The 13,561-nt window shown below is 47.3% G+C and carries 18 protein-coding genes; 3 read left to right on the top strand and 15 right to left on the bottom strand.

The features are described 5' to 3' along the window. Positions 1–178: 178 nt before the first annotated feature. From EAS44_RS09900 to EAS44_RS09870, 8 genes are all read right to left on the bottom strand, one after another. The gene (locus EAS44_RS09900) at positions 179–2,470 is read right to left on the bottom strand and encodes a replication endonuclease (protein ID WP_000268633.1); all 2,292 of its coding nucleotides are present in this window, start codon (positions 2,468–2,470) and stop codon (positions 179–181) included. Beyond that, the gene (locus tag EAS44_RS09895; protein ID WP_000027664.1) at positions 2,460–2,735 is read right to left on the bottom strand and encodes a DUF5405 family protein; all 276 of its coding nucleotides are present in this window, start codon (positions 2,733–2,735) and stop codon (positions 2,460–2,462) included. The genes EAS44_RS09900 and EAS44_RS09895 overlap by 11 nt, the downstream gene beginning before the upstream one ends. Continuing rightward, positions 2,732–2,956, bottom strand: coding sequence for a TraR/DksA C4-type zinc finger protein (locus EAS44_RS09890; protein WP_001113264.1), 225 nt, complete (start codon positions 2,954–2,956; stop codon positions 2,732–2,734). Before EAS44_RS09890 ends, EAS44_RS09895 begins: the two co-directional genes overlap by 4 nt. Positions 2,957–2,958: 2 nt before the next feature. Continuing rightward, positions 2,959–3,258 carry a DUF5405 family protein gene (locus EAS44_RS09885; RefSeq protein WP_001277898.1) on the bottom strand — a complete coding sequence of 100 codons (300 nt, stop codon included), beginning with the start codon at positions 3,256–3,258 and terminating at the stop codon, positions 2,959–2,961. Next, on the bottom strand, positions 3,258–3,482 hold the full coding sequence (locus EAS44_RS09880; RefSeq protein WP_000557703.1) for a DUF2732 family protein: 225 nt from the start codon (positions 3,480–3,482) through the stop codon (positions 3,258–3,260). Before EAS44_RS09880 ends, EAS44_RS09885 begins: the two co-directional genes overlap by 1 nt. Positions 3,483–3,545: 63 nt before the next feature. Next, the gene (locus EAS44_RS09875; protein ID WP_000217671.1) at positions 3,546–4,046 is read right to left on the bottom strand and encodes a hypothetical protein; all 501 of its coding nucleotides are present in this window, start codon (positions 4,044–4,046) and stop codon (positions 3,546–3,548) included. Continuing rightward, on the bottom strand, positions 4,043–4,213 hold the full coding sequence (locus EAS44_RS25100; RefSeq protein WP_001005162.1) for a hypothetical protein: 171 nt from the start codon (positions 4,211–4,213) through the stop codon (positions 4,043–4,045). The genes EAS44_RS09875 and EAS44_RS25100 overlap by 4 nt, the downstream gene beginning before the upstream one ends. A 10-nt stretch (positions 4,214–4,223) precedes the next feature. Then, a complete protein-coding gene (locus EAS44_RS09870; protein WP_000043869.1) occupies positions 4,224–4,499 on the bottom strand; it encodes a regulatory phage cox family protein in 276 nt (91 codons plus the stop codon). A 114-nt stretch (positions 4,500–4,613) separates the two neighbouring features. Between EAS44_RS09870 and EAS44_RS09865 the strand changes: the two genes are divergently transcribed. Both EAS44_RS09865 and EAS44_RS09860 read left to right on the top strand, forming a co-directional pair. Beyond that, positions 4,614–4,913, top strand: coding sequence for a helix-turn-helix domain-containing protein (locus EAS44_RS09865; RefSeq protein WP_001350698.1), 300 nt, complete (start codon positions 4,614–4,616; stop codon positions 4,911–4,913). Between the two features lie 115 nt (positions 4,914–5,028). Beyond that, on the top strand, positions 5,029–6,042 hold the full coding sequence (locus tag EAS44_RS09860; protein WP_000985260.1) for a site-specific integrase: 1,014 nt from the start codon (positions 5,029–5,031) through the stop codon (positions 6,040–6,042). A 434-nt stretch (positions 6,043–6,476) separates the two neighbouring features. Here the strand turns inward: EAS44_RS09860 and yegR are convergent, their stop codons facing one another. Then, positions 6,477–6,794, bottom strand: a complete 318-nt coding sequence (gene yegR, locus EAS44_RS09855) for a protein YegR (RefSeq protein WP_001350699.1) — start codon at positions 6,792–6,794, stop codon at positions 6,477–6,479. A gap of 415 nt (positions 6,795–7,209) precedes the next feature. Between yegR and yegS the strand changes: the two genes are divergently transcribed. Further along, entirely contained in the window at positions 7,210–8,109 is a 900-nt protein-coding gene (yegS, locus tag EAS44_RS09850; RefSeq protein WP_000807360.1) for a lipid kinase YegS, read from the top strand. An 81-nt stretch (positions 8,110–8,190) separates the two neighbouring features. On the opposite strand, the gene EAS44_RS09845 is transcribed toward yegS, so the two are convergent. The 6 genes from EAS44_RS09845 to gatZ form a co-directional block, all read right to left on the bottom strand. Beyond that, complete coding sequence (locus EAS44_RS09845; protein WP_001367074.1) at positions 8,191–8,964, bottom strand: DeoR/GlpR family DNA-binding transcription regulator; 774 nt, start codon at positions 8,962–8,964, stop codon at positions 8,191–8,193. Positions 8,965–9,069: 105 nt separating this feature from the next. Beyond that, complete coding sequence (gene gatD, locus EAS44_RS09840; RefSeq protein ID WP_000844241.1) at positions 9,070–10,110, bottom strand: galactitol-1-phosphate 5-dehydrogenase; 1,041 nt, start codon at positions 10,108–10,110, stop codon at positions 9,070–9,072. A 47-nt stretch (positions 10,111–10,157) separates the two neighbouring features. Beyond that, positions 10,158–11,513, bottom strand: coding sequence for a PTS galactitol transporter subunit IIC (locus tag EAS44_RS09835; protein WP_000490666.1), 1,356 nt, complete (start codon positions 11,511–11,513; stop codon positions 10,158–10,160). Between the two features lie 3 nt (positions 11,514–11,516). After that, positions 11,517–11,801 (bottom strand): PTS galactitol transporter subunit IIB, encoded by a 285-nt coding sequence (gatB, locus tag EAS44_RS09830; RefSeq protein ID WP_000823291.1) that lies wholly within the window; start codon positions 11,799–11,801, stop codon positions 11,517–11,519. 30 nt (positions 11,802–11,831) lie between these two features. Next, positions 11,832–12,284, bottom strand: coding sequence for a PTS galactitol transporter subunit IIA (gatA, locus tag EAS44_RS09825; RefSeq protein ID WP_000182910.1), 453 nt, complete (start codon positions 12,282–12,284; stop codon positions 11,832–11,834). A gap of 9 nt (positions 12,285–12,293) precedes the next feature. After that, positions 12,294–13,556, bottom strand: a complete 1,263-nt coding sequence (gatZ, locus tag EAS44_RS09820; RefSeq protein ID WP_000853836.1) for a tagatose-bisphosphate aldolase subunit GatZ — start codon at positions 13,554–13,556, stop codon at positions 12,294–12,296. Between the last annotated feature and the right edge of the window lie 5 nt (positions 13,557–13,561).

The following is a 13,561-nucleotide window of genomic DNA, read 5'->3' as shown; positions in this document are numbered from 1 at the left end:
GTCTCCCAACGCCCAAAGCGGTAGCGGTTGTACTGGCGTACATTCACTAGCTTTAACATGAGGCAATCTCCATGCCAGCACTATTGTTGCCAATAGCAGCCTTTATACCCTTTGTACAAAGCTAATACCAAGAGTAATGCAAAGTAGATGTCCCAAGCGGTAACGGGGCTATTCTATGTCAAACACAGAAAAAATCAAAGCGCCCTATGAATCCCCCCCAACCATCAGCGACCGGATACGTGAATTTTTTCCCGTCATAATTTACGGTCGCTCCACGCGCCAGCGCCTCAAGCTCCCATCGCTGCGGCATGATACCGTTCTGAGCAAGGTCAACGCGGATACGGGTGATTTGCAATCGTTCAGACCTGGTCAGTCTGGCAGATGGTGCAATTTCATGCGGTTTTAACGGGCTTCCGTTTCTTTGCTGACGGTTTGGCGTTCTCAGGTCGTATTTTAATGCGCCCCTGAGCGCCCTCACGACCTCCGGTTCATTCCATTCAATAACACCGTCATCAACCAGATTAAGCACTGCTGCGGCGTGCTCAGAAGGTGTGGGAGCCGGTAACGAAGTATCACCACCGGTGAGCTTTCCACAGTTATTGACAGGACTCCGAGGCGCGGCGATGCCGCTTTTTAAAGTCAAAGGCTCAACGACCGGAACTTTCGGCACAATGCGCCAGTCCGTCGTTCTGGTGATATGAATATGACGCGCGCCGAGATGCGGCGCGTAAATGCCGACCACTCTCTCGACTTCTTCCTCGTACTCGTTAACGTCATCCGACGGGCTACGGGCAACCCTGACAGTCTGACAATCGCGCGGGACATTTGCCCCACCCTGCGCGCTGATATACAACGCAAAATCACCACTGTCTGCGGCAGCGCGAGCAGCCTCGACGCGTTCGTCAAACTCATCAGCAATACTGACGCCGCGAGGCAATTTGCGTAGTTCACGGTAAGCCCCCATTGTCGGCAGGCCAACCGTTTTAAATTGCGGAATTCGCCACGTTGACGCCCATGCGGTAACAGCCGCAGCAGTATCTTTCAGCGGCCTGCCGGTATCATTATCGAGCTGACCATCCAGTGCATAGCCATCGATGTTTTTTGAGATGTATTTTGCGATATACCCCGCAGCACCGCCCCGGTTAAGATGTTTTGCCTGAAAACGGTTTCGCGCGGCTCCTCTTTCGTCGCCATCCTCTTTGAGCGCATAGCGACGCATGATTTCGATAATCTGGTTACGCTGGCGTGGATTACAAAAAAGCATCATATGCCAGTGCGGCGTTCCGTCGTGGTGTGGCTCGACGACACGCAAACCGTAGACCTGTAAATCATTATCCTTGAATGCCGTGCGCATCAGGCTCCAGATATGGCAGAGATAACGCTGCGCATCCTTTGGATTAAATGCCTCATCGTTCCAGCCGTGATTTAGCTGGACGGTTTTACTTTCGCCTTTTCCGACCTGACGTGTCGGGTGATACTTTGACGGCGCGGTAAGCGTGATAAACATCCCCACATCACCCTCTGCGGCGGCGTAACGCTCAATACCGGCAATGGTGTTCATCAGCTCCATCCGGCGAATTTCAGGATTAGAAATACTGCCCATCACCTTACTGATAAGGTCGATGCGTTCGCCGGTTTCCCTGTTTTCAAGGTCACACGATTTAAGAAATTCCAGATTTGCCTGGCGGCGTGCACGCACATCACGAATGGCATGTTTACTGGCATAAGGTGAACGGTCTTTATTGACCTCCCCGACAGCAATCAGTAACGCCTCATGCCAGCGCATACGCTGGCCTTTAAGCTGACTAATCCACCACTCATCGTTAAACAGGCGGGCAATGGCAGAATATGCCTGCCTCGTGGTCATCTGTCCTTTACGGTATTTTTTCCAGTAGAGCGGGGAAATATTGAAAGCACGTGCAGCGCCAGCAACATGACCATAGAGGTGAGCCTGCGCCTCATCCGTAAACAGCGATTCTTTTTCGCCATGCGCATCCACCCAGGCATCGCAGAGTTCCTCATACATCATGAAAAGCTGCGATGAGATACGGGCGGCAAACTTTTTCAGCTCCTTATCATTCATCCCCGGCAGACGCGCATAATGGTCACGCTCTGCCAGAAACAGCAACGACGCGTCGGTGTTCATTTCATGGCGCTGATTCACACGCTCAATGCGCGGCCATAAACGACGCTGAAAAGTGGATGTGAGGAAATAAAACCCGTGCACCGGGCTTTTATTGCGCCGGATGTAGTCATAGCGTGAAGTAAACAGCGAGCGCAAAAAGTAAGGCAGGCGGTTAATCGTGGATAAAACACCTTGCACCTGACGCATCTCGTCACGTGTAAGGGGTCTTTCGCGCCCGACGGCCTCGCGTGGCGCGTTCCATGCATAAGCACCGGTAAACGTCTTACCGGTGCCTGCGGTAAATGCTGACGGAGGGACAAAACGCCCGGAGGCTTTAACGGCCATATGAGCCAAAAGCCTCTGAACAACGCTTGCTGAGTTGCTCAACCTGCGCGTTTAAATCAGCAAAAGACTTTGCGCTTCCGGTCAGAATATCGTGATGCATCAGGCCGGAAACGAGCTGGCTTAATTTCGGGTAATAACCAACCACCGCCAGCCATTCCTGACCGGCGTTTTTACCGCTTTCCGCTCTCTTTTTCTCGTGGAGAATAAACTGAAAGCTGTCACTGGTAACGACATAACGTTCGCCAATTTCAATACGAATACTCATGCCGTTCTCCGGTAATGTTTGTTTTTTGCTTCAAAGACTGACTGACAGGAAACACAACGCGTGGCTGACGGATAAGCCGCACGACGGGCAGCAGGTATTGGCGCGTCACACTCTTCGCAAACCAGCGCAGAAGCACCGCAATGTTTTACCCTTGCCGCGTTAATCTGGCGCTCCAGTAATTCAGCCTGTTGTTCCTGAATAAAATCTACGTTGTCCGGCATTATCAGCTCCTTTTATCGTTAAGTTTCCTGGATACATCAGCGCAATAACTGGCAAGTTCTGTCGTTAATTTTGTCAGTTCATCCACTGAGGAAATTTGCTTGTGGAATACAGCGCGTTTAACAAGTAAATTGACCACATCAGACAGGAGGTTTAATTCATTCTGATAAATCGCGATAACAGATTCAGTGATGTCGCGTTTTTCTTTATCAAGACAAAGTTGAATAAGAGACAAATCGCCATTTTTCATAACGGCGATTTTTAAGGCGTTATTCAGTAATACAACTGAATGAGAACAGGACATCAAAGTACCTCCCCGCGAGACAATCCGATATTGTGAAATTTTTCCGACTCCTGACTGAGCAGCTCGACTATCTCCACGCGGGATAACTCCGCCTTTGTGATATGGCGAATCATGGCGTCAAGATGAGAAGAAAAGCGCGTCGCAGCGTCGGCCTGTGCTTCGGTTCTGGCCTGTTGCAGCAGTAATGCGTATTTACCGCACTGATTTTCAGAAACTGTATGCATGACTTTCTCCGGGCAAAAAGAAGCCCCGCACGATTAAGCGCGTTAAAAACTCTGGTTAATTACTTAATGCAGATATTGCTCTGGTTTTACCGACGTCAGAATTGTCGGTGCATACTCAAACAGACTGAATAATTCACGTAATGCACGGAATAAAGCATCACGCCAGTAACATGATTCCTCATTAATTCGCCAGTATGGCTGGTTAAATTCTTTTTCTGTCAGTCGTGCGTGCATAAATAAAGTGCGACGCTGACTGACTGTTAAAAAACTAATATATGCATACTCACTTGCGCCAACCTGACGGCGTTTTGAGAATGCCCCACGCAACTCATCAATTGCACATACCAGTCGTTCACGTTCGACGTCGTTCATTTCTTCAAAACGCATCGTTGCGTGACGCTGTTTTAACTGCGCATGAAAGCAAACCGTTAGCCGTTCGCGCTCCATCATCTGATTATAATAATCACATGTATCCTGCCAGCGAGGAACGGCAAGATGCTTACCAATTATCCGGCGCATAGCTGCTGGCTGTTTTTCAACGAGATTGAGCGTCATCACTGTCATTTCCATACCCTCCGGCTTTTCAGAAAGGTCAGAGCCTTTTTTAACGGACTCTGTTTTTTGGTGCGGATAATGATTCCCTTACGCCCCTTACCGTGGGTGATGGTGAAGTCAATCGCCCTGGGGCTTTCGTTACGCAATAACTGAGCAATACAACGAGGCTCGTTCATACGGTTCTCCTTAACGTGGTTCACCGAGACCTAACCACATCAACCAGCCGTCACGAATCTCTTTAGGGCGGCTTTCATAAGCCAGTTTTAGTCCGTTATTCCATGCCGGAAGGTATACCCAATATTCACCTGCACGACCTGAAGCTGATTGTGGATCGGTCATATCAATTACAGGCAGCTTTCCTTTATCGATCATCCGACGAACCGCTCCTGTCGATTTTCCTATTAGTTTTGCGAACTCCTGATAAGGAATCGCATCAGTCATGAGTGTTACTTGCTTGCTCATGTCGTCCCCCAGCCCTCATGAATTGCGTTTAATGCCTTATAATGCCTTTTAGTGCCCACATCCAAGCACTAAACAATCTACATCTAAACTAAATACTATTGAGATCTAAACACCATGTCAAACACGATAAGCGAGAAGATAGTCTTAATGCGAAAATCAGAGTATTTGAGCAGACAACAACTTGCTGATTTAACAGGGGTTCCGTATGGCACGCTGAGTTACTATGAAAGTGGTCGTTCAACACCTCCAACAGATGTCATGATGAACATCCTGCAGACCCCACAATTCACCAAATACACTTTATGGTTCATGACCAATCAGGTCGCTCCTGAGTCCGGGCAAATTGCGCCCGCTCTCGCACACTTTGGGCAAAACGAAACAACGTCGCCCCACTCCGGTCAAAAGACTGGTTAACAATTTATCGTGAATATATTCATCACAAGTGCCTACTATTGGTGGCTAAATTTCAGCCACCACGAAAAAAGCGATTAGTAGTAGCAAAAAAAAGTACCACTCGGAGGGTTTTCTGATGGCAATCAAAAAACTCGATGATGGTCGATATGAAGTGGACATCCGCCCTACTGGACGTAACGGAAAACGCATCCGTAGGAAGTTTGATAAGAAAAGCGAAGCTGTCGCTTTCGAAAAATACACGTTGTACAACCACCACAATAAAGAATGGCTATCAAAACCAACAGACAAACGACGTCTGTCGGAACTGACACAGATCTGGTGGGATTTAAAGGGTAAACACGAAGAGCATGGGAAATCTAATCTTGGAAAAATTGAAATCTTCACAAAAATAACGAATGACCCATGCGCATTTCAAATCACGAAATCCCTTATCAGCCAGTACTGCGCCACCCGAAGAAGCCAGGGTATTAAACCTTCGAGTATCAATCGTGATTTAACATGTATTAGCGGCATGTTTACAGCCCTGATTGAAGCGGAGTTATTCTTTGGTGAGCACCCTATCAGAGGGACAAAGAGGCTTAAGGAGGAAAAACCAGAAACAGGCTATCTCACACAGGAAGAAATTGCCTTACTGCTTGCAGCACTTGACGGCGACAATAAAAAGATTGCGATTCTTTGCCTGAGTACAGGAGCACGTTGGGGAGAAGCAGCTCGTTTGAAAGCAGAAAATATCATCCATAACCGCGTCACGTTTGTTAAAACGAAAACAAACAAACCACGCACCGTCCCGATTTCAGAGGCTGTTGCCAAAATGATCGCGGATAACAAACGAGGTTTTTTATTCCCTGATGCTGATTACCCTCGCTTCAGACGAACAATGAAAGCAATAAAACCGGATTTGCCAATGGGGCAAGCCACACATGCACTAAGGCACAGCTTTGCCACTCATTTCATGATTAATGGAGGAAGTATTATCACGCTACAACGGATACTAGGTCACACGCGGATTGAGCAAACTATGGTTTACGCTCATTTTGCGCCAGAGTACCTTCAGGACGCCATTTCTCTTAATCCGCTAAGAGGTGGTACTGAGGCCGAGAGTGTCCACACAGTGTCCACAGTAGAGTAACGTTTAAGGGCTTTCAGTGGTAATTTATGCCGCTCAAACCCGCATTGTACCGTTGAAAGCCCCTACTGGTGACACCCTAAATCTCCCTTACACGGGCTTATTTTTTATGCATAAGCCCTATCCCTGGTCACCGTCTTCCATTGACCACATCGATAGAATCCTCCTTCATAGCACGATGCTTTTCACTTATCGACATCGTGCTCGCACAGGTTCCGGTTACGCACAGCCAGAACGCGCATGTTTGACGCTTACCAAAAAATGAACCTAAAGCATTGGAACATTTTTGACATCATTTTCTGATGGCTGCATAAAATAAAAATTCTGCTTTAGTTTCATCTATCTGTTTGTCATTATTACTCACATTCAATAATGGTGTTGAAGAATATCCCATCACAGATAAAATAAATATGTGCATGGTAGTCTTGAATCTATTCTCACTCTCCACATTTGAATGTCAGACGAGCGACGCCATGTAATCCTGCACCTTCTGTCTTCAGGTCAACTATCTGCATTTTTTTGCCCTGAGTAACACAGAAATGAACTGCATCATTTTTTACTATATTTTCTGCACCAGATATTCTACCCCTGGCTAAAGAAGCTTCGGCTTCGGTGTAGTATTGGTTATCGAGTTTACGCTGAATATTACTTTTATATGCAAGACCAAATTTACCGATACTTGTCTCATCATTATGTACAGCACACCCAGACATAAGAAAAACACTAATTAATGATATAGCAGCTATCTTTTTCATCTCACCTTCCCCCATTAAATACCAACGACACTCTCTAGTGTTTAAATATAATAATGGCATGATTATTATAATTGAATAGGATTATAATAAATGTTCTGTACAACATTTCCTACATAAGTAGGAATTACAGACATGGTGGCCCTTCCGGGTAACCCTATGGGGGGCTTAAATATATTTTGAATAGTATATTTAAGATGCCACTATTTAGTTGAATATTAGATATTTGCTCTTTTTTCAAATTTACTGGTGGCTACCGTTAATATTCGCTGTTCCCATTGCAAGCTCCTGGTGGTAACCACTGAATCCTCCATACTTGAACTGACTTTTTATCCTCCGACTTTCATCCTGTTCTGACTCCACCTTTTCTTTTCTGCTCTACACTATCTACAGACCAATCATAAAGGCACATACGATCATGGCAGAATTTCCCGCCAGCTTACTGATTCTTAATGGCAAAAGTACTGACAATCTACCCTTGCGCGAAGCAATTATGCTGTTGCGTGAGGAAGGAATGACGATCCATGTGCGGGTCACCTGGGAGAAAGGCGATGCCGCACGATATGTAGAGGAGGCACGGAAGTTGGGCGTCGCAACGGTGATTGCCGGTGGTGGCGATGGCACCATTAATGAAGTTTCTACGGCGTTGATTCAGTGTGAGGGGGATGACATACCCGCGCTGGGAATTTTACCATTAGGAACCGCCAATGATTTTGCCACCAGTGTAGGGATTCCTGAGGCACTGGATAAGGCGCTGAAACTGGCAATTGCCGGTAACGCCATTGCGATAGATATGGCGCAGGTCAATAAACAAACCTGTTTTATTAATATGGCGACAGGCGGATTTGGGACGCGTATTACCACAGAAACGCCGGAAAAATTAAAAGCCGCGCTGGGTGGCGTCTCTTACATCATTCATGGCTTAATGCGCATGGATACTCTGCAACCGGACCGTTGTGAGATCCGCGGTGAAAACTTTCACTGGCAAGGTGACGCCCTGGTCATTGGTATTGGTAACGGGCGTCAGGCCGGTGGCGGTCAACAATTGTGCCCGAACGCATTAATTAACGATGGCTTGCTGCAACTGCGCATTTTTACCGGCGATGAAATTATTCCGACTCTCGTATCAACCTTAAAATCTGACGAAGATAACCCGAATATTATCGAAGGTGCTTCGTCGTGGTTTGATATACAAGCCCCACACGAAATCACTTTTAATCTTGATGGCGAACCGTTGAGTGGGCAAAACTTCCATATTGAAATACTTCCGGCGGCGTTGCGTTGTCGATTACCACCAGATTGTCCATTGTTGCGTTAATAAAACTATTCTCTGTTGAACCAGAGAGAATCCGTAATGCCGGATGCGGTGTAAACACCTCATCCGGCATACAGAACAATACTACACCGTAATTAATTTTACCCGTGTCTTCTGCAATGCCAGTTTATCCACCTCAGACACAGCATCATCGGTAATAATAATGTCAATTTTTTCGATTGGCAGTACCTGATTAAAACCGCGACGGTTAAATTTCGATGAATCGAGAACGGCAATCACTTTATTCGCCGCTGTCACCATCGCACCGCTAACGGAATAACCTTCATTAAAGGTCGTAATACCATTAACCGCATCAATACCATCAGCACCGACAAACATTAAATCGGCATTAATATCCTGCAGGGAACGTTCAGCAATAGATCCATGCATAGATCGCGTTTTATGGCGGACCGTGCCACCGCAGACGACCAGAGTAATGTCTTTATTTTCGGAAAGGGCAAACGCCGCCGGGAGACTGTTGGTAATCACCGTGATATTTTTGGCGGTCATTAAACCTTCGGCGATAAGCATTGTGGTACTTCCGCTGTCGAGAATAACGGTCATCCCTTCGTGGATCATTTTGACTGCCGCCTGCGCTATTCTGTTTTTTGGCGCACTGGCGAGCTGAAATCGCTCTTTAAACCCAACTTCCTGGGTCTCGGTTTCACTATTACCGGACATTATTTTCGCCGCACCGCCATGAAAGCGCGTAACCACGCCTTTTTGTTCGAGAAAGCGCAAATCGGCACGGATTGTCGCTTCCGAGGCAGCAAATACTCCCGCCAGATCCTGAACAAGCACGGTTCCCTGTTCATTCACTAATTGGATGATCTTATTCCTTCGCTCGAATGAATTCATCGTCATTTACCCATATTCAATTGTGGCTAGTGTAAACGAAGGGGGACCATTGGTGAATGATCTGTTTTGCACAATACCGGGCCAGCATCACGCTGGCCCGCGGTTTCAGGGAATGAGCAACACTTTGCCCGGCATAGCATTACGAGCGATGTCACGCACCGCCTGGGCGAAGCTTTCAAAGCTTCCACGGTGAGCGATTAATGGCTCCAGGCTTAACTTACGTTCTGTCAGCAACCGGCTCGCCGTTTCCCACTCCTGCCCCGGCCAAGGGCTGGAGTAGTTCATCCAACTGCCGATAACCGTCAGCTCTTTACGTAATATTTTGCCAAACGTTGTCGATGTTAAATGCAGATCCTGATGCAACGTGCCCACCAGCGCCAGCTGGGCATGAGGCCCGGCAATCTCTACCGCCAGTTCGACAGTTTGCGGGACGCCAGCCGTCTCGAGGATAAGCTGATTAAAGCGCAGCTCGCGTAAAACGCCCTGCATTTGCGGCGCGCTCATTTCAAGGCTGTTAAATGTTTGCATCGCACCGAAAGATTTTGCCAGTGCCAGTTTTTCTGAGCTAATGTCGATAGCCGTCACACTCTTTGCTCCCAGCGCGACAGCGCACTGAATAGCCAGCAGGCCAATGGTTCCGGCACCAATAATAATAACGTTTTTATTCTCACAACCTTGCGCTAAATGAAAAGCATGCAGGCCAACGGTAATCGGCTCAATAAAAGCCCCATCCTCAATAGGCATATCCGTGGGTAGAGCAAAGACATTTTTTCGCTTAACGACAATATATTCAGCAAGTCCACCATCACGCCGCGAGCCAATAAAATCATATTTTGCGCACTGGGAATAAAACCCTTTCAAACACTCTGGACAAGTAAAACAGGGTAATAACGGCACACAGGCAACCACATCGCCAGGGTGTAAATCATCAACACCGGATCCCACCGCATCAATATAGCCGCTAAATTCATGACCTAACGTTATTGGATAATAATGTGCACCATTTTTAAATATCCTGGGTAAATCGGAACCACATAAGCCCGAGCTGGCAATTTTTACCCGCACCTCATCCTGATGTTTAATTTCAGGAATGACGCTTTCTGCAACGCGCACGATACCATCAGTATCATTCACCACTGATTTCATAAAAACTCCTGATTATTAAGGGGGATAACCTCCCCCTCAGGTAAAAATTATTCTGCGAGAACGGCTTTCTCTTGTTTAATAAAGCCACGCGCTCTACGCCAGGTCATGAAAATACCGGTAAGATAAATGGCACCGATAATAATGAAACCGGGAATATTTTGCGGGGAGAAAACCTGAATCAGTAACCAGGTAATGGGAGAACCGCCCTGATCCATTGAAGCCACCATGCCCCCGGCTTTTAACGCCCCAGCATTAGCCGCCAGTTGGGTGTGCAAACCAATAGTTTGCGTCGCGATCCACAGGGTGATGCTCATAATGATGACACCCGAGATTAAGGTGCGGAACAGATTTCCACGATGCACGGCAACTGCCATCGCCACAAAGAAGCCGATAGTTGCAAGATCGCCAAACGGCAGCACCTGATTACCCGGAACACAAACAGCAATTAAAATGGTGAGAGGGATAAAAATCAGGCTTGCCGATACCACCGCCGTATGCCCCAGCAGCAACGCCGGATCAAGGCCAATCAGGAACTCCTGACCGCCGAACTTCGCCTGTAAACGACTACGGGCCTGCTTAGCGATGGGCGTTAAACCATCCATGATGGGTTTAATCACCCGTGGCATCAGCAGCATAACTGCCGCCGTTTTTACCGCCAGCTGCAATACACCTTTGACATCGTAACCCGCGAGGATGCCGGTAATCAGCCCCATCACAAAGCCCACGGTGACAGGTTCGCCAAATGGGCCAAATTTGCGCTGAATATCGTCGGCGCTAAATTTAATACGGTTAACGCCTGGGATTTTCTCGATGATAGCATCCACCAGCACCGCAATTGGCCCCAGATACGCCGACGTACCGTGCGGAATAGCAATGCCTTCCAGCTCAAAGAAATTTCGAGTATCGCGGGCAAACCAGTCGCCGAGCTTATAAACAAACGCCGCGTGAATTACCACACCCGCCATCCCTATCATCCATGAACCGGTTGCCAGATGCAGCAATGCGCCGGTGAAGGTCATATGCCAGATATTCCAGATATCAACATTTACCACCCGCGTCATACGGGTCAGTAGCATCGCCACGTTAACCAGAATCGCAATCGGAATCGCCACCAGCGCAATTTGCGACGCCCAGGTCATTGGTGAAGAGCCCGGCCAACCGACATCGACCACATGCAGATTCAGGTCAAAATTTTCCGCCATCGCTTTCGCCGCCGGGCCAATGGAATCCAGCATTAAGCCAATCACAAGGCCAATACCAACAAAGCCAATCCCGATATGCAGACCTGCTTTAAAGCAATCGCCTGCCTTCATGCCTAATATTTTAGAAAAAATAATGATGACAATCGGCAGCATCACCGTAGGGCCGAGGTCGAGAATATAACGCATGACTTCTGAAAACATAGGTCACCCCTGTAAGATAGTCAGAATTTTATTTTGTAATGCTTCGATACCGACACCAGAAACAAAAGGCATGCCGTGAACTAACGGAATATTGCCAAAACTACGATCCACCCTGGCAGTGGTGCATATCAAATGCACGCCATCCATATAGGTTTCTATTTTATTAACCCGACACTGGATTAATTCAACAGGAATATTATGACTCTGACACAACTCTTTAATTTCTTCCGCCGCCATCGTAGAGGTCGCAACCGCGCCTCCGCAAGCGACAATAATTTTGCGTTTCATAAATAGTCCTTTTTATTGTTACAGAGGGATTTATTCGTCTGAATCTAAAACATACTTTGTGAAGTATTCCTTTAACTGGGTTTCAGGAAGAGTGATTAGTGTCTCGACGATATCGGGCTGTTGTAACTTGCCAAATAAACAGCGTAAAAGTTTCAATTGCTGCTGCGGATTTTCCACAATCAACGCAATAACCAACGATACCGCCACGTCGTTATCATCATCCGCTTGCTGAAAATGAACTTTATTTGTTGGCCTTAACAGATAAATGGCTGACGACTTAGCATGAATCGCCTCACAATGCGGTATTGCAATGGCGTGCTGCTGAAGCATTATCCCGGTAGGGAATTCTGCTTCTCTGGTAATTAATGCCTGTGGCCAGGTATCATGAACCACACCTTTCGCGAGCATCTCATTACCGATATGGGTTAAAACTTCGCTACGATCGACAAAAGAAATTCCGCTACGAACAAACAGGTTAGTCATATACCGTCCTTATTCCGCACAGCCGTAGCGATAGGCGCGCAAAACATCATAAATTTTATCCATAATAAGCTGATGCGGTATTGCTGATAATTCCCCGGACTGAATGCGTTCAAATTGTTTCGGAAGATACTGACTAATCATGCCCAGTGGGATGTCCACGCCTTCCAGATTCACCATCATCGTTTCGACGCTATTTTTAATCCGGCTATGCGGCCAGTAATAACGAATACGATCCGACAGGCTGTAACGAATACCCAGTAATGAATCGTTAAAACCCGTGCGATAATATTTTTTCCAGTATTGCGGTTCGTCGAGCATCACTTCTTCAATTACCGCCAGACAACGGCTACGATTTTCGGGTGCGATAAGTTCCTGCTCAATTTGTGCCAGCGCAAATATCGCCTCACGTAAAGCAAAGGTTAATGCCGGACCGACTTTCAAAATTGCAAAATGATCGCGAACTAATTCCCGATAGGCCGTCTGAGTCTGGTAATCGGTGGAATGCGCTTCATAAACCATTTTGGTTTTTTCTATCCATTGCGCCAACGCCTGAGCTTCTTGCGCCTGATAATGAATAATATTGCTATGGTCAAATTCCACACCCGGCTGCACCACGATGGCAATCACGCGTGTTAACGCCTCTGCCAGACCACGGGCAATAAAGGCCTTTTGATGCGTGCGTAAAGTATTGGCGGCATCTTCAACCTGGGTGATGTGTACTGACTGAATGGCGCTGGCCTCACCGCCCGGAACCGGAACTTCAGTGCCAATGACATAGTTCAGTTGCTCACGCTGGCAATCAGTCGCCACACTTTCCGCCGCCAGACAAAGCACAGCGGCACGTTCAGCAACCGTTTCTGGCGCTAACGGTATGGAATCGTCAGCGCAGGACATTGACGCATCAAGATGAATTTTACTGAAGCCGGCACGAACATATGCCTTTACCAGCTCGACGGATTTTTCCATCGCCGCATCCGCATTTTCTTGCTGCCAGCAGTTTGGTCCCAGATGGTCGCCGCCGAGAATAATACGCTCACGAGCAAATCCGACTTTATCGGCAATCGCAAAAACAAATTCGCGAAAGTCTGCCGGTGTCATTCCGGTATAACCGCCAAATTGATTGACCTGGTTTGACGTTGCTTCAATCAGCACTTTACGCGTGCTGTTGCGATCAAATGCCAGCGCCGCTTCGATAACCAACGGATGTGCAGAACAGACTGAACATATGCCAATATGTTCACCAGCTTTATGCCGGGCAATTAACGTTTTCATGTTTT

The organism is Escherichia coli DSM 30083 = JCM 1649 = ATCC 11775 (assembly GCF_003697165.2).
GTDB lineage: Bacteria > Pseudomonadota > Gammaproteobacteria > Enterobacterales > Enterobacteriaceae > Escherichia > Escherichia coli.
Note: the sequence above shows the minus strand (reverse complement) of the source record. Positions and strands in the feature narration are given on the sequence as shown.